14 protein-coding genes and 1 pseudogene are annotated in these 16062 nt (G+C 74.4%); 10 read left to right on the top strand and 5 right to left on the bottom strand.

The window, feature by feature from the left end:
* Positions 1–62 precede the first annotated feature (62 nt).
* The gene (locus tag U5640_RS17810) at positions 63–614 is read right to left on the bottom strand and encodes a hypothetical protein (RefSeq protein ID WP_340376776.1); all 552 of its coding nucleotides are present in this window, start codon (positions 612–614) and stop codon (positions 63–65) included.
* A gap of 120 nt (positions 615–734) precedes the next feature.
* Here U5640_RS17810 and tsaB point away from each other — a divergent pair, with 120 nt between their 5' ends.
* The 4 genes and pseudogenes from tsaB to U5640_RS17790 all read left to right on the top strand — a co-directional run.
* Positions 735–1388 (top strand): tRNA (adenosine(37)-N6)-threonylcarbamoyltransferase complex dimerization subunit type 1 TsaB, encoded by a 654-nt coding sequence (gene tsaB, locus U5640_RS17805; protein ID WP_340376775.1) that lies wholly within the window; start codon positions 735–737, stop codon positions 1386–1388.
* 29 nt (positions 1389–1417) lie between these two features.
* Entirely contained in the window at positions 1418–1954 is a 537-nt protein-coding gene (rimI, locus tag U5640_RS17800) for a ribosomal protein S18-alanine N-acetyltransferase (RefSeq protein ID WP_340385175.1), read from the top strand.
* Entirely contained in the window at positions 1947–3062 is a 1116-nt protein-coding gene (gene tsaD / locus U5640_RS17795) for a tRNA (adenosine(37)-N6)-threonylcarbamoyltransferase complex transferase subunit TsaD (protein ID WP_340376774.1), read from the top strand. The genes rimI and tsaD overlap by 8 nt, the downstream gene beginning before the upstream one ends.
* Positions 3059–3295, top strand: a pseudogene (locus tag U5640_RS17790) (hypothetical protein); the annotation flags it as partial. The gene tsaD and the pseudogene U5640_RS17790, both read left to right, overlap by 4 nt.
* Before the next feature lie 332 nt (positions 3296–3627).
* Here the strand turns inward: U5640_RS17790 and U5640_RS17785 are convergent.
* The 3 genes from U5640_RS17785 to U5640_RS17775 all read right to left on the bottom strand — a co-directional run bounded on the left by U5640_RS17785 (position 3628) and on the right by U5640_RS17775 (position 8468).
* On the bottom strand, positions 3628–4569 hold the full coding sequence (locus tag U5640_RS17785) for a hypothetical protein (RefSeq protein WP_340376773.1): 942 nt from the start codon (positions 4567–4569) through the stop codon (positions 3628–3630).
* Positions 4566–6074: a M48 family metallopeptidase gene (locus U5640_RS17780; RefSeq protein ID WP_340376772.1), complete on the bottom strand. Its 1509-nt coding sequence runs from the start codon at positions 6072–6074 to the stop codon at positions 4566–4568. The genes U5640_RS17785 and U5640_RS17780 overlap by 4 nt, the downstream gene beginning before the upstream one ends.
* Positions 6075–6149: 75 nt before the next feature.
* Complete coding sequence (locus tag U5640_RS17775; RefSeq protein WP_340376771.1) at positions 6150–8468, bottom strand: glycoside hydrolase family 3 N-terminal domain-containing protein; 2319 nt, start codon at positions 8466–8468, stop codon at positions 6150–6152.
* Between the two features lie 128 nt (positions 8469–8596).
* Here U5640_RS17775 and U5640_RS17770 point away from each other — a divergent pair, with 128 nt between their 5' ends.
* The 4 genes from U5640_RS17770 (at position 8597) to U5640_RS17755 (ending at position 12904) form a co-directional block, all read left to right on the top strand.
* Entirely contained in the window at positions 8597–9646 is a 1050-nt protein-coding gene (locus tag U5640_RS17770; RefSeq protein WP_340376770.1) for a LacI family DNA-binding transcriptional regulator, read from the top strand.
* Between the two features lie 81 nt (positions 9647–9727).
* The gene (locus U5640_RS17765) at positions 9728–11071 is read left to right on the top strand and encodes an endo-1,4-beta-xylanase (protein WP_340376769.1); all 1344 of its coding nucleotides are present in this window, start codon (positions 9728–9730) and stop codon (positions 11069–11071) included.
* 166 nt (positions 11072–11237) lie between these two features.
* Entirely contained in the window at positions 11238–11594 is a 357-nt protein-coding gene (locus U5640_RS17760) for a YciI family protein (RefSeq protein ID WP_340376768.1), read from the top strand.
* Between the two features lie 47 nt (positions 11595–11641).
* On the top strand, positions 11642–12904 hold the full coding sequence (locus U5640_RS17755) for a sigma-70 family RNA polymerase sigma factor (RefSeq protein WP_340376767.1): 1263 nt from the start codon (positions 11642–11644) through the stop codon (positions 12902–12904).
* Between the two features lie 19 nt (positions 12905–12923).
* Here the strand turns inward: U5640_RS17755 and U5640_RS17750 are convergent, their stop codons facing one another.
* On the bottom strand, positions 12924–14135 hold the full coding sequence (locus tag U5640_RS17750) for a methyltransferase domain-containing protein (RefSeq protein ID WP_340376766.1): 1212 nt from the start codon (positions 14133–14135) through the stop codon (positions 12924–12926).
* 121 nt (positions 14136–14256) lie between these two features.
* Here U5640_RS17750 and U5640_RS17745 point away from each other — a divergent pair, with 121 nt between their 5' ends.
* Positions 14257–15189 (top strand): polysaccharide deacetylase family protein, encoded by a 933-nt coding sequence (locus U5640_RS17745; protein ID WP_340376765.1) that lies wholly within the window; start codon positions 14257–14259, stop codon positions 15187–15189.
* Complete coding sequence (locus tag U5640_RS17740; protein WP_340376764.1) at positions 15186–15962, top strand: polysaccharide deacetylase family protein; 777 nt, start codon at positions 15186–15188, stop codon at positions 15960–15962. The genes U5640_RS17745 and U5640_RS17740 overlap by 4 nt, the downstream gene beginning before the upstream one ends.
* The last annotated feature ends 100 nt before the right edge of the window (positions 15963–16062 follow it).

Raw genomic sequence — 16062 nt, 5'->3', positions numbered from 1 at the left:
CGCCGTACGCAACATTTTGCCGACCGGTTGTCGGAAACCTTCCCGCCGGATCGCGGCCGGCGTCACCGGATCACCACGACCCGTTGCCCGATCGTCGCGAAGTCCCACATCGCGTCCCCGTCCGGCCGGGTCTGCCGGATGCCGCCCGTGCGCACAGGCGCGTCCGGCGCCGGGACGAAGGCCTTCACCGCCGCGCTGAAGCCGATGACCACACCGTCCACCGTGGCGAACCGGACGACGTGCTCCACCGGGGTGCCGTCGGTGCCGGTGACCGCGCCCGAGCGGGAGGTCACCGCGTAACCGCCGGGCGGCGGGTCGACCCGGCCCGGGGTGACGTGGAACGTGCGCTCGACGTTGCCCGCCATGCCGACCAGCCACACCCGGTCGTCGTCCAGCGAGTACACGACCCGCCGGCCCGTGCCCGAGTTCCCGGGCAGCGCGGTGGGGTGCACCCGGTCGCGCGGCGCCTTGCGGGCGGCGGCGGGGGTGGCGGCCCCGGCGGACCGGGCGAGCCCCGGGGGGACGTTCGTGGAGGCCTGGTGGGCGAGGAACCCGACCGTCGCCACGGCCGCCGCCGTGAGCCCGGCGACGAGGGTCGAGCTGCGGACTGCCACCGGCGACCACCCCATGAAAAGAAAAATTGTGTTATGTCCTGTTTCCTGGCGACCGTAGCAGCCGTCACGGGCTCCGCCCGGACATCCGACACAGGCGCCCGGGAGCCGTAGGCTGTTTGCGTGCTCTTGCTCGCTCTGGATACCGCCACCCCCGCCGTCACCGTCGCGCTCCACGACGGCACGGACGTCATCGCCTCCTCCGGTCAGGTGGACGCCCGCCGGCACGGCGAGCTGCTGCTGCCGGCCGTCGACCGGCTGCTCGCCGAGGCGGGGCGTGCCCTGGACGCCGTCACGGCGATCGTCGTCGGGGTCGGCCCCGGCCCCTACACCGGCCTGCGCGTCGGGCTGATGACCGCCGACACCTTCGGCCTCGCGCTCGGCGTCCCGGTGCACGGGCTGTGCACCCTGGACGGCCTCGCGTACGCCTCCGACCTCGAAGGACCCTTCGTCGTGGCGACCGACGCCCGGCGCAAGGAGGTCTACTGGGCGCGCTACGACGACTCCCGCACCCGGGTCACGGAACCCGCCGTGGACCGGCCCGCCGACATCGCCGACCGGGTCGCCGGGCTGCCGGCCGTCGGCGCGGGCGCGCTGCTGTACCCGGACACCTTCCCCGACGTGCACGCGCCCGAGCACGTCTCGGCGGCGGCCCTCGCCTCCCTCGCCGCCGAACGGCTGGCGGCCGGCCGGGAACTGCCCGCCCCGCGCCCGCTGTACCTGCGCCGGCCGGACGCCCAGGTCCCCAAGAACTACAAGGTGGTCACCCCCAAGTGACCGACGCCGTGACTGCGCGCCTGCGCGAGATGCGCTGGTGGGACATCGATTCCGTGCTGGAACTGGAGAAGGACCTCTTCCCCGAGGACGCCTGGTCCCGGGGCATGTTCTGGTCCGAGCTGGCGCACGCCCGGGGGGCGGAGGCGACCCGCCGCTATCTCGTCGCCGAACAGGACGGACGGGTCGTCGGCTACGCCGGGCTCGCCTCCGCCGGCACGGAGTCCGACACCGGCTCCGCCCGGGGCGCCGACGTCCAGACGATCGCCGTCGCCCGCGAGCAGTGGGGCACCGGCCTCGGCAGCCGGCTGCTCACCGAGCTGCTGAGGGCGGCGACCGCCTTCGACTGCGCCGAGGTGATGCTGGAGTGCCGGGTCGACAACGTCCGGGCGCAGAAGCTGTACGAACGCTTCGGCTTCGAGGCGATCGGCTTCCGGCGCGGCTACTACCAGCCCGGCAACGTGGACGCCCTGGTCATGCGCCTGACCGACCCGGCGGCCTCCCTGCGCCAAGAAGCGGCGTCCCTGCGCCACGAAGAAGACGACCAAGGAACCGACACCCATGGCTGACGAACCCCTCGTCCTCGGCATCGAGACCTCCTGCGACGAGACCGGCGTCGGCATCGTCCGGGGCACCACCCTGCTGGCCGACGCCATCGCCTCCAGCGTCGACGAGCACGCGCGCTTCGGCGGGGTCGTCCCCGAGGTGGCCTCCCGCGCCCACCTGGAGGCGATGGTCCCCACCATCGACCGGGCGCTGAAGGAGGCGGGCGTCAGCGCGAAGGACCTCGACGGCATCGCCGTCACCGCCGGGCCCGGCCTGGCCGGCGCGCTGCTGGTCGGGGTCTCGGCGGCGAAGACGTACGCCTACGCCCTCGGCAAGCCCCTCTACGGCGTCAACCACCTCGCCTCCCACATCTGCGTCGACCAGCTGGAGCACGGTCCGCTGCCCGAGCCGACGATGGCGCTGCTGGTCTCCGGCGGCCACTCCTCCCTGCTGCTGTCCTTCGACATCACCTCCGACGTCCGTCCGATGGGCGCCACCATCGACGACGCGGCGGGCGAGGCCTTCGACAAGATCGCGCGCGTGCTGAACCTGGGCTTCCCCGGCGGGCCGGTCATCGACCGCTACGCCCGCGAGGGCGACCCCGGCGCCATCGCCTTCCCGCGCGGTCTGACCGGTCCGCGCGACCCCGCGTACGACTTCTCCTTCTCCGGGCTGAAGACCGCCGTCGCCCGCTGGATCGAGGCGAAGCGGGCGGCCGGCGAGGAGGTGCCGGTGCGGGACGTGGCGGCCTCCTTCCAGGAGGCGGTCGTGGACGTCCTGACCCGCAAGGCCGTCCGGGCCTGCAAGGACGAGGGCGTCGACCACCTGATGATCGGCGGCGGTGTCGCCGCCAACTCCCGGCTGCGGGTCCTGGCCCAGGTGCGCTGCGAGAAGGCGGGCATCCGGCTGCGGGTGCCCCGCCCCAAGCTGTGCACGGACAACGGCGCGATGGTCGCCGCCCTGGGCGCGGAGATGGTCGCCCGGGGCCGTGCGGCGTCCGGCTGGGACCTCTCGGCGGACTCCTCCCTGCCGGTGACGGACCCGCACGTCCCCGGCTCCGGGCCCGCCCGGGACCACGGCCACGGTCACGACCATGTGCACGAGGTCGCCAAGGACAACCTCTACTCATGACGGTCGCACTGATGTGGGAGGCCCGGGCGGTCCAGGGCCGGGGCGCCGACCTGCTCGCCTGGGCCGAGGGCCGGCGGCTCGCGGAGCGCCCCCTGCGCCGCGAGACCTTCCGCGCCCCGCAGGACCGGGTCCTCGTCATCACGTGGTGGGACGCGGAGGACGACGCCGCGCTCCCCGAACTCCCCGACCCGGCGCCCGACCTGGTGACCCGTCCGGTCCACCGCTGGCGCTTCACGCCGGTCGAGCGGTCCTGGTACGCCGTCCGCTGCGTCTTCCGCCACGGCCCCCTCGGCGTCTACGAGGAGCGCGTCACCCTGTGGACCGCGGGCTCCCAGGACGAGGCCGTCGCCCGCGCGGAGGCCGAGGCGGCCGAGTACTGCGAGGGCCTGGACGGCGTCGAGTACGTCCGGTTCGCCGAGGTCTTCACCCTCGGTACGGCCCCCGGCGAGGGCACGGAGGTCTTCTCCCTCATGCGCACGAGCACCCTGCCGCCGGGGGAGTACGTGGAGCGTTTCTTCGCCACGGGCGCCGAACGGACGGACGGCTGACGGCCCCCGGGACGGCACTAGGGCTGCGGCGCCGACAGGAGCCACACCGAGCCGGTCAGGGTCGCGCAGGCCAGGACGGACGACAGGGTGCCGGTCAGGGTCGGGCCCGTCATCACCAGGCCCAGGACGAGGCCGAGGAGGCTCCCCAGGCCGGCGGTGGCGGCCGCCTCGTGCCAGGGCGGTGCGGCCGCGGTGCCGGGCGGCAGGACGAAGGCGTCGCGGAGGTCGGTGCGCATCGCGTCGTCGTCGAGGACGGCGCCGGACGGGGGATGGTCGCGCGGCCGGCCCAGCGGGACCAGCCGGGTGCCGTCGGGCAGGGCCGCGACGGTGCGGCGGCCGGTGCCGTGCACGGTGACCGGGAGCTCGGCCGGCGCCTCGTGCAGGGCGGGGTGCCACATGACCCGCTGCCAGCGCGTACGGCCCTCGGGGTACGTCAGTTCCAGCCAGGTGCCCCTCGACGCGCGCCAGGCCGCCCGGCGGATGCCGGTGCGCACCCGGGCCGTCGTCGGCCGGCCGGGCCGGCGGGCCGCCAGCCGGAAGCGCAGGCCCCGCACGGGCCAGACCAGGGTCAGCGGCAGGGCCACGGCGGCGCCCAGGAAGACCGGGGCCAGCAGGTCGTCCTCCTCGGCCGTCTCCTCCGGGTCTGCCGGGAAGCCCCGGGAGTCACCGGCGGTGGGGTCGTAGGCGACCGGGAAGTCCTCGCCCTCGGCGTAGCGGCCGGTGTCGTAGACGCCGAAGCGCTGCACGTGGGTACGGCCCGTGCCGTCGGTCCAGCGGACGCGGACATCCAGGTCGTCGCCGATGCCGTCCTCGACGACCACACCGGTCGTCCGGGCCGTGGCCCCGTCCCGGGCGTCCAGGTACGCGTCGGCGCGCAGGCCGAGCCAGCCGGCGAACAGGGCGTATCCGGCGACGGTGACGGCGATGCCGAGGAGGGCCGTGCGCAGGGGGGTGCTCATGCGGGCGTCTCCTTCGTGCTCTCCTCGGTGCTCTCCGCAGTGCTCGCCTTCGTGCTCGCCTTCGTGCTGTCCGTGCTCCGCAGGAGGGCGCGGGCAGCGGTCGGGTCCGCGGTCGTGAAGGCCTCGGCGAGCAGGTCGTCGAGGTCCACCGTCCGGCCGTCGGGGGACGTCAGGACCGTGTGTGTCCAGCGGCCGGCGGGGGTCCAGCCGGCGGTCTCCAGGACCTCGGCCAGCGCTCCGGCCGTCGCCGCCGTGCAGACCCGGCGGGCCAGCAGGGGGCGGACGGCGCGGGGGACCCGGCGCAGTCCGGGCTCCAGCCGGCGGGCCAGCCCCGGCCAGCTGCCGTCGGCGAGCGCGTCCAGGGCCGCGGTGACCGCCGCCTCCGGCGTGTCGTGCCCGGTGGCCCTGAACAGCCGGGCGGTGCGGGAGTCGTCGTCGAGGCCGCGCAGTTCGTCGGCGGGCAGGCCGAGCAGCCGTACCGCCTCCAGGTCGTCCTCGCCCTCGCCGTCCTGGTGGGTGAGGCGCCGGACGCACCAGCGGGCGATCTCCTGCGCCTCGCGCAGGGGGACCGGCGAGCCGCCGTACGTTCCCGTGCCCGCGAGCGTCGGCAGCGCGGCCAGGCGGACCGGCTCGGGCGGGTGGTCGGCCGCCGCGTACGGGTCGATCGCGTCCTCGTCGGCGGCGGCGCGGGCGGCGCGGCGGGCCACGTGCGGGTCGGCGAGCGCGGCGTCGAGGGCGTCGTAGAAGTCCTCGGGCCAGGCGTCCCGTTCGGCGAGGTCGGCCAGCCAGGGTTCGCCGAGGCCCTCGAAGACCGCGTGCAGCCGGACGGTCCGGCGCAGCGCCTCCGCGGTGGTGTCGGTGCCGGCGATCCGGGCCGCGTCGGCGTCGGCGGCCGTCTCCGCCTGCCAGAAGTCGGGCTGCGAGGCGCGCAGAAGGGGCGCGGCCAGCGGCGCCAGGGGGCGGACGGGGGCGTCCAGCCGGTCGGCGACGCGGGCGCGGGCGTAGCGCAGGAGGGTGGCGCGGCGGCTGTCCACATGGCGGTGGTGGGCCAGCTCATGGGCGATGACGGAGGCGAGCTCGGCCTCCGTGAGGGTGCGGACCAGGGGCAGGCCCAGGAAGAGGACGTGGGTGCGCACCCCGCTGACCCGGGCCCGGCCGAGGGAGGCCTCGACGGCCGGGACGATCCGGACCAGGAGGGGTGCGCGGAAGCCGAGGCGGTCGGCCACGTCCCGGACGAGCGAGGCCAGTTCGGGTTCGTCGTCGGGCCGCACGGCCCGGCCGGGCAGCGGGCCGCGGTCCCGGGCGACGGCGCCGGTGATGCCGACCCCGAACAGCAGCACCGGGGCGGCCGCCGACCAGTCCCGGCCCCAGAGCAGACAGGCGGTGAGCAGGGCCGCGCCGACGACGGCCGTGGGCAGCAGCCCGACGGTCAGCAGCGCGGCGGCCAGCAGCCACTGCCGGGCGGCGGTGTGCCGCGGGGGCGGTTCCGGTATGGAGGTGTCCATGGGAGCGGTTCCCGTCGCGCGCCGGGTTGCAGGAGGTGGGCGGATTGTGACACACGGGCACCCACCGGGCGCACCTCAGTTTCGTACGACCTCCGTCCCGCAGCGCAGCCGCCGGTCGGCCCCCACCTCGCGCACCGGGCCCGTCAGCCGCAGCCGGGCCGTCCCCCGCACCAGCGCGCTGGACGTGCCCAGCCGCAGCTCCAGCTCGCCCGGTTCGACGACCCGGCGTCCCGCGCGGTCGGTGAAGGCGGACAGGTCGGTGTGGAAGCGGAAGGTGACCCGGGCGGACTCGCCGTCGGCGAGGTCGAGCCGCTGGTAGCCGATCAGCCGGACGTCGGGGCGGGTCACGCTCGCCACCGGGTCGTGCAAGTACAGCTGGACGACCTCGGTGCCCGGCCGGGGCCCGGTGTTGCGGACGGTGACGGACAGGTCGTACGAGCCGTCCGTGCCGATCTCGGTAGCCGGTGTCCGCGGGCCGCCGCCGGTGAAGTCCTCCCAGGCGAAGGAGGTGTACGAGCGGCCGTGGCCGAAGGCGTACAGCGGGGTCGGGTCCAGGCTGCTGACCTCACCGGCCAGGCCCAGGGGCGGCTGGAGGTAGGTCCAGGGCTGGCCGCCGGGCAGGCGCGGCACGCTGACCGGGAGGCGGCCGGAGGGGTTGAGGCGGCCCGACAGCACGCCGGCGACCGCCGGGCCGCCCTCCTCCCCCGGGAAAAAGGCCTGGACGACCGCGCCGAGCCGGCCGTGCCAGCGGCCGAGCGCATAGGGGCGGCCGGTGAGCAGCACCAGGACCACGGGGACGCCCGTGGCGACCAGCGCGTCCAGCAGTTCGCCCTGGACGCCGGGCAGGGTCAGGTCGGCCACGTCGCAGCCCTCGCCGGAGGTGCCCCGGCCGAACAGGCCCGCCCGGTCGCCGAGCACCGCCACGCACACGTCCGCCTCGGAGGCGCGCGCGATGGCCTCGGTGAAGCCGGAGGGGTCGGGGTCGGAGACCGGGCAGCCCTCGGTGAACGTCACCTTGGCGTCCGGGAGTTCGGTGCGCAGGGACTCCAGCAGGGTGGGGATCTCGATGCCGGTCTCCACCCCGGGGTGGTGGGGCAGGACATGGGAGGGGAAGGAGTAGCAGCCGAGCATCGCCAGGGCGTCCGCCGCCCGTGGGCCGACCACCGCGATCCTGGTGTCGGGGGCGAGCGGGAGCAGTCCGGCGGGGTTGTCCAGCAGGACCACCGACTCCTCCGCCAGCCGGCGGGCCAGCGTGCGGTTCGTGGCCGGGTCGAGGTCCACGGACTCCGGGTGCTCGGGCTGCCAGTCCTCGTCCAGCAGGCCCAGTTCGCACTTCTGGAGCAGGACCCGGCGGGCCGCCCGGTCGACCAGGTCCTCGGGGATCTCGCCCGCCCGGACCGCGGCGACCAGCGCCTCGCCGTAGTGCTTCACCGTGGGCAGTTCGACATCGATGCCGGCCTCCAGCGCGAGGCGCGCCGTCTCGGCGGGGGTGCCCGCGACCCGGTGCAGGGTCTGGAGGAAGCCGATGCCGAAGTAGTCGGCGACGACCGTGCCGGTGAACCCCCACTCCTCGCGCAGCAGGCGGGTCAGCAGCTCCGGGTCGGCGGAGGCGGGGACGCCGTCGCGTTCGGTGTAGGCGGCCATCACCGAGCGGGCGCCGCCCTCGCGCAGCGCCATCTCGAACGGGGGGAGCGTGACGTCCGCGAACTCGCGGGTGCCCGCCCGCACCGGGGCCAGATTGCGGGCGCCGGCGGAGGAGGCGTACCCGGCGAAGTGCTTGAGGGTGGCGACCACCCCGGCGGACTCCAGTCCCCGGACATAGGCCGTGGCGATGGTGGCCACCAGGTACGGGTCCTCGCCGATCGTCTCCTCGACCCGTCCCCAGCGCGGGTCGCGGACGACGTCCAGGACGGGGGCCAGGCCCTGGTGGACCCCGACCGCGCGCAGGTCGCGGCCGATCGCCCGGCCCATCTCCTCGACCAGTGGCGGGTCGAAGGCGGCGCCCCAGGCCAGCGGGACCGGGTAGGCGGTGGCGCGCCAGGCGGTGAACCCGGCCAGGCACTCCTCGTGGGCGAGGGCCGGGATGCCGAAGCGGCCCGCCGCGGCGATCCGGTGCTGGGCGGCGGCCAGGGCGCGGGCGCCGGTCGACGGGTCGACGGGGGCGGTGCCGAAGGGGCGGGTGAGCTGGCCGAGCCCCCGGGTGATCAGGTCGTCCCACTCGTAGTCGTCGGTCATGTCGTGCTGGTGCGGGGCGACTCCCCCGCCGTCCGTCGAGGCGCCGACCCACACGCCGTACAGCTGGGCGGTCCTCTCCTCCAGGGTCATCCGGGAGAGCAGGTCGTCGACTCGGGCGGTGGCGCTCAGAGCGCGGTCGCGCCAGGGGGCGGTGGTCATGAAACTCCTGTCCCGGGGGATCCTGTCCCGAAGGATTCGAATGTTTCGTAACACACTTCGAATGTTCCGGGAACCTATGGCGCTGCGAGGGGTTAGTCAAGAGGCCGCGCGGGGATACGATCGCCGCCATGACACGCTCCGAGCCCGCTGAAACGCGTCCGCAGACCGCCACACTCGCGGAGATCGCCCGCGAGGCCGGTGTCTCGGCCCCGACTGTTTCGAAGGTCCTCAACGGCCGTGCCGACGTCGCGCCCGCGACCCGCACCCGTGTCGAGGAGCTGCTGCGCGCCCACGGCTACCGGCGACGGCGGGCCGAGGCGACCCGGTCGCCCCTGATCGACCTGGTCTTCCACGAGCTGGAGAGCGCCTGGGCGATGGAGGTCATCCGGGGGGTGGAGAACGTGGCGCGCGACGCCGGGCTGAGCGTGGTGCTGAGCGAGAGCGCCGGCCGGCTCACCCCCGGCCGGACCTGGGCCGACCAGGTCGCCGCCCGGCGCCCGCACGGGGTGGTGCTGGTGCTGTCCGGCCTCGACGAGTCCCAGCGGGCGCTGCTGACCAGCCGCACCATCCCATTCGTGGTGATGGACCCGGCCGGCGACCCGGGCGCGGACGTGCCCTCGATCGGGGCCACCAACTGGCAGGGCGGCCTGGCCGCCACCCGGCATCTGGTGGAGCTCGGGCACCGGCGGATCGGGGCGATCAGCGGGCCCCCGCAGATGATGTGCAGCCGGGCCCGGATCGACGGCTACCGGGCCGCCCTGGAGACCGCCGGGCTGCCCGTCGAACCCGGCTTGATCAAGACCGGCGACTTCCACCACGAGACCGGCTACCGGCTCGGCCGTGAGCTGCTGGACCGCCCCGACCGGCCCACCGCCGTCTTCGCCGGCAACGACCTCCAGGCCCTGGGCGTCTACGAGGCCGCCCGGGAGCTGGGGCTGCGCATCCCGGAGGACGTCAGTGTGGTCGGCTTCGACGATCTGCCGGTGGCGCGCTGGGTGGGGCCGCCGCTGACGACCGTACGGCAGCCGCTGACCGAGATGGCGGAGGCGGCCGCCCGGCTGGTGCTGGAGCTGGGGCGGTCCACGGCGCCGGAGGCGCCGGCCGCCACCCGGGTGGAGCTGGCGACGAGTCTGGTGGTGCGCACGAGCACCGCCGCGCCGCCCGTGGCCGGAAGTTGACGTATTGACGGGTGTGGTGGGCGCCTCCACACTCCACCGAAGTCAATCGGTTGCACGGCCGAAACTTTCGGAGGCACCCGCATGAGATCTCTGAGAACAGGCCTGTCCCTGACCTCCCTCGTGGCCGGCCTCGCGCTGCTGCTCACGGCACCCGCCGCCCACGCGGCCGACACCCCCCTGCGCGACCTCGGCACCGCCAAGGGCAAGGTCGTCGGCACGGCGGTCACCGGCTCCAAGCTGACCGGCACCTACGGCGACCTCGCCGGGGCGCAGTTCTCCTCGCTGACCCCCGGCAACGCCATGAAATGGGAATCGGTGGAGCCGGCCCAGGGCTCCTTCAACTGGGCCGAGGCCGACCAGATCGTGGCCTTCGCCCAGGCGCACAACCAGCAGGTGCGCGGCCACACCCTCGTCTGGCACAGCCAGAACCCGAACTGGCTGACCAACGGCAGCTGGACCCCGGCCCAGCTCACCACCCTGCTCCAGAACCACATCGGCACCGAGGTGGGCCGCTACAAGGGGAAGATCGCCGCCTGGGACGTGGTCAACGAGCCCTTCAACGAGGACGGCACCTACCGCCCGACCCTCTGGTACAACGGCCTCGGCACCGACTACATCGCCAAGGCGCTGACCTGGGCGCGGGCCGCCGATCCGGCCGCGAAGCTCTACGTCAACGACTACAACGTGGAGGGCGTCAACGCGAAGTCGACCGCCCTGTACAACCTGGTGAAGTCGCTGAAGGAGCGGGGCGTCCCCATCGACGGGGTCGGCCTCCAGGCGCACCTCGTCCTCGGGCAGGTCCCCTCGACGCTCCAGCAGAACATCCAGCGCTTCGCCGACCTCGGCGTGGACGTGGCGATCACCGAGCTGGACATCCGGATGAACCTGCCCTCCGACAGCGCCGAACTCGCCCAGCAGAAGGCCGACTACAAGGCCGTCACCGCCGCCTGCGTGGCGGTCGCGCGCTGTGTGAACCTCACCGTCTGGGGCTTCACCGACTCCGACTCCTGGGTGGAGAGCACCTTCCCGGGGCAGGGCGCGGCGACGCCGTACGACGCGAACTACGCGCCGAAACCGGCCTACTACGGCATCGCGGAGGCGCTCGGCGGGACGGGCACGCCCCCGCCGACCGGCGCGTGCACGGCGTCGTACGGCGTGGGCAGTCAGTGGAACACCGGGTTCACCGGGAACGTGACGATCTCCTGCTCGGGTGCCTCGCTGTCGTCCTGGAAGGTGACCTGGACGTACGGCGCCGGGCAGCAGATAACCCAGGCCTGGAACGCCACCTGCACCCAGTCGGGGGCGGCCGTGTCCTGTGCGAACGCCTCGTACAACGGGACCGTGCCGGACGGGGGTTCGGTGAGCTTCGGGTTCAACGCGAGCTGGAGCGGCAGCAATCCCGTGCCGACGGTGACCCTGGGCTGAGCACTGTGAGGTCTTCGCGAGGGAGGCCGGGCTCACCTGCGCGGACGCGCGTCCCGAAGGAATCTCCGGGAAAATTCGGCGAGGGTGTCGATCCGGCCGTCCCCCGTTCGACGCAGGGGTGAGAGGCCGGGAAGGACCCGGTCGCCGTGAGTCATGAGGAGCCACCATGCCGCGCTATCTGTCGCTCGTGAAGATCGACGAGAACTCCGTCCCCGCCGAGGGCCCCAGCCCCGAGCTGATGCAGCGGATGGGCGAGCTGATCGAGGAGGTCACCAAGGCCGGCGTCATGCTCGACACCGCCGGGCTGCTGCCGTCCGCGCAGGGCACCCGGGTGCACTGGGAAGGCGGCCGGATCTCCGTCACCGACGGGCCGTTCACCGAGGCCAAGGAGGTCGTCGGCGGGTACGCGATCATGCAGTGCAAGGACCGCGCCGAGGCCCTCGAGTGGACCACCCGGTTCCTGAAGGTGCACGAGGAGTCCTGGACCGTCACCTGCGAGGTGCGGGAGATCGCCGAGGGATGAGCCCGTCCGCTGTGCGGACCCGCGGGCAGGGTGTTCGATGGTGGGTTGTGGAACCACAGCCCGCCATCGACCCCCGGCCCGCCATCGAGACCGTCTTCCGCCTGGAGTTCCCCCGGGTCGTCGCCGCCGTCACCCGGGTCGTCCGGGACGTCGGCATCGCCGAGGAACTCGCGCAGGACGCCCTGGTCGCCGCACTGGAGCAGTGGCCCCGGGACGGCGTGCCCGACCGGCCCGGCGCCTGGCTCACCGCCGCCGCCCGCCACCGCGCCGTCGACCTCGTCCGCCGCCGGGAGAACTACGCCCGCAAGCTCCGGGAGATCGGCCGCACCCTGGAGGACGCACCCCCGCCGCAGGAACCGCCGGACCCGGACGCCATCGACGACGACCTGCTCCGGCTCGTCTTCACCACCTGCCACCCCGTGCTGTCCCCGGAGGCCCGCACCGCCCTCACCCTGCGCCTCCTCGGCGGTCTGACCACGGCCGAGATCGCCCGCGCCCACCTGGTCCCCGAGCCCACGGTCGCCCAGCGCGTCGTCCGGGCCAAGCGGACCCTCGCCACCCGGAACATCGCCTTCGAGGTGCCGTACGGCCCCGACCGTGAGGCCCGGCTCGGCTCGGTCCTCGACGTCATCTACCTGATCTTCAACGAGGGCTACGCGGCCACCGCGGGCGACGACTGGCTGCGCCCGGCACTGTGCGAGGACGCGCTGCGCCTGGCCCGGCAGCTCGCCGCGCTCATGCCCAAGGAGCCCGAGGTGCACGGCCTGGTCTCCCTGCTGGAGTTCCAGGCCGCCCGCACCGCCGCCCGCACCGCCCCCGACGGCACCCCCGTCCTCCTGAAGGACCAGAACCGGCGCCGCTGGAACCGCATGCTCATCGGCCGTGGCATCACCGCCCTGGACCGGGCCGGCGCCACCTCCACCGGGGCCCCGGGCCCGTACGCCCTCCAGGCCGCCATCGCCGCCTGCCACGCCCACGCCCTCACCTACGAGGACACCGACTGGACCGCCATCGCCACCCTCTACGCCCTGCTGGCCGCCCGCGCCCCGTCCCCGGTCGTCGAGCTCAACCGCGCGGTCGCCGTCTCCATGGCTGACGGACCGGGCCCCGCCCTGGAGATCGTCGACACCCTGGCCGCCGGATCCGCCTTGAGCGACTACCACCTGCTGCCCAGCGTCCGCGGCGACCTCCTGCTGCGCCTCGGGCGTACGGCGGAGGCGCGGGCCGAGTTCGAGCGGGCGGCGGCCCTGGCCCGCAACGAACGGGAGCGTCAGCTGCTGCTGGCCCGGGCGGCCACCTGCGGGGCGTGACCCCGGCCGCGTCCCGGCCTCAGCAGGCGCCGGCGGCCGTGGCGTCCGTGGCCGGGGCCCCGAGCAGCATCGTGGGGGCCCCGGCCACCCGGGTGAGGAACACGGTCACCGCGTGCGGCCCGTGCCCCTTCGGCAGCACCTTGCGGCGCAGCTCCTCCGGCTCCACGGCCGAGCCGCGCTTCTTCACGGTCAGGATGCCGACCTCCCGCTCCCGCAGCAGCGCCTTCAACTTCTTCACATTGAAGGGCAGTCGGTCGGTGATCTCGTAGGCGGTGGCGTAGGGGACCGGCCGGAGGGTGTCGGCGGTGACGTACGCGATGGTCTCGTCGACCAGCCCGCCGTCCAGCTCCTGGGCCACCTCCGCGACCAGATGGGCGCGGATGACGGCGCCGTCGGGCTCGTAGAGATAGCGGCCGAGGGGCCGTACGTCCGGGTTCGGCAGACCGGTGCCGCGCAGGGTCCGCGGGCCCGGCAGCAGTGTCGCGCGCACGGTCCCCGGCTCGGTGCCGAACCAGAGCACCGCCTCCTTCACGTCCCCGCCGTCCGAGATCCACTCCGCCTCGGCCTCGGCCGGGATCGCCTCGTGCGGCACGCCGGGCGCGATCTTCAGCGCGGCCCGGGGCGCGGCCAGGGCGGCGCCCACCGCCCACGACAGCGGCGGGGAGTAGGCCTCGGGGTCGAAGATCCGCCCGCGGCCGCCCCGCCGCGCGGGGTCCACGAACACGGCGTCGAAGCCCGCGGTGTCCACCTCGGTGACGTCCGCCTCCCGTACGTCGATCAGATCGGCGAGGCCGAGCGCCTCGGCGTTGGCCCGGGCGGCCGCCGCCGTCAGCGGGTCGCGGTCCACGGCGAGCACCCGGATGCCGGCCCGGGCCAGCGCGATCGCGTCGCCGCCGATCCCGCAGCACAGGTCGGCCACCGAGGCCACGCCGAGCTCCTTGAGGCGTCCGGCGCGGTACGCCGCCACACTCGCCCGCGTCGACTGCTCCACTCCGTGGGGCGTGAAGAACATCCGCCCGGCGTCCTCGGGCCCGAACTTCGCCACCGCCCGCTGCCGCAGCCGCGCCTGCCCGAGCGCCGCCGACACCAGCGCGGCGGGATGCTCCCGGCGCAGCCGGGTGGCGACGGCGAGTTCGTCGGAGGGGTCGGTCCCCCGCACGGCGTCGAGCAGAGCGAGGCCTTCGGGGGTGAGGAGGGGGGCGAGGTCGGTCACGGGGTCATTGTCGGTCATCGTCGGACGGGGGGGCGGGTCGGTCCGGTGCGGTGCTCGTGTGGGCCGGTCGGGGGACCGTCGGCGGTGGGCGGCGGTGTCGGGGCGGGGTGCGGGGACGGGGCTGGGAAGATCCGGCGCCATGGGAGCAGTCGTACAAAATGACAAAAAGGGCGCTTCTCTCGCCGCACTGCGCGGCGGTATCGCGCTCCTGGTTCTCACCGCGATCGTGGCGGGCTGCGCCGAGGGCGGCGACCCCGAGGGCGGCGCCCCGGCACCCGGCCAGCAGGCGGGCGAGGCCGCGCCCCCGGTCCGGGCACTGCACTCGTACGCCGAACGGCTGCGCGCCGAGCAGACGGCCCGGGTCGCCGCCGCCCGGCGCTGGGGTCTGAAGCAGGTCCCGCTCCCTGCGCCGCCCCCGCCCGCGAGGAAGCCCCGGATCACCACCCGGGACGGTTTCGAGGTGCAGGGCCACGAGGAACTCGGCCTCCCGCCCGTGTTCACCTCGGTCCCCACCCGGGACCGGGTCGTCTTCCTCACGATCGACGACGGCGCCGAGAAGGACCCGCGGTTCCTGCGGATGATGAGCGAGCTGAGGATCCCGTACACCGCCTTCCTCAGCGACTACCTCATCAGCGACGACTACCCGTACTTCAAGAAGATGCAGGCCGCCGGGGTGACCCTGAACAACCACACCCTCCACCACCCCTCTCTGCCCGGCCTGTCCTACCGCCGGCAGAAGCACGAGATCTGCGGCATGCAGACCGTCCTCGGCGAGCGCTACGGCAGGCGCCCGGTCCTCTTCCGGCCGCCCTACGGCAACTACGACCGCGACACGCTGGTCGCCGCGAAGGCCTGCGGGGTGAAGTTCGCCCCGCTGTGGGACGAGGAGGTCTTCGTCGACCACTGGGAGTACCGCGAGGGGGACCGCGACCTCCACCCCGGCGACATCGTCCTGAGCCACTTCCGCGGCCGGGGCGAGTGGAAGGGCACCATGTCCGACATGGTCCGCCGCTTCCTGGACAAGGTCACGGCCCAGGGGTACGCGGTGGCACGCCTGGAGGACTACCTGTGAGGACACGCGCGCTGATCGCCGTACTCCTGGCGCTGGCCGTGACGACGCTGACCGGCTGCGCCCAGTCCGTCGACCCGATCGAACGCCTGGGCAAGAAGGCCGCCCAGCGGGTGCGCCCCCTCTCCCACGGTCCGGGCAGCCCCGGCGGACCCGGCCGCCCCGCCCGCCCGGGCCGCTCCGGCCAGGAGCCGCTCCCGCCGGTCGTCGACCGCGTCCCCACCCACGACAAGGTCGTCTTCCTCACCTACGACGACGGCGCCGAACGCGACCCCCGCTTCATCGACCTGGTCCGCGAACTCCGCCTGCCCGTCAGCGTGTTCCTCACCGACAGCGTGGTCGGCCCCGGCTACGGCCACTTCGCCCGGCTGCGCTCCGTCGGCGCGACCCTGGAGAACCACACCCTCGACCACGCGGCCCTGCGCGGACTGCCGTACGCCGGCCAGCGTGCCGAGATCTGCGGCCAGCAGGACAAGCTCCACGCCCGCTTCGGCGTGCGCCCCCGCCTCTTCCGCCCGCCCTACGGCACGTACGACACCACCACCCTGCGCGCCGCCGCCGACTGCGGCATCACGGCCGTCGTCCTCTGGCGTGCCGCGCTGGGCCCCGCCGGGCTCACCTACCCGCACGGCGCTCCCGGCCTGCGCCCCGGCGACATCGTCGCCCTCGACCCGGACGAGTCCACGGGCCCGAGCCTGCGCGAACGGACCACGGCACTCCTGCGGGTGCTCCGGGAAAGGGGCCTGACGGTGGGGAAGCTGGAGGACTACCTGTAGGGGTGCGCGAGCCGGGAAATCGTCCCGACGCGCCACGGGATTAGCAGTCCGCTTGACCGAGTGCTAATCGCGGTCATAGTCTCGGCTCTGGCACTCCCCA

The sequence above is a fragment of the Streptomyces sp. SS7 genome, assembly GCF_037993025.1.
In the GTDB taxonomy this organism is placed as follows: Bacteria; Actinomycetota; Actinomycetes; order Streptomycetales; family Streptomycetaceae; genus Streptomyces.
This window is presented reverse-complemented; position numbering and strand designations above follow the sequence as displayed.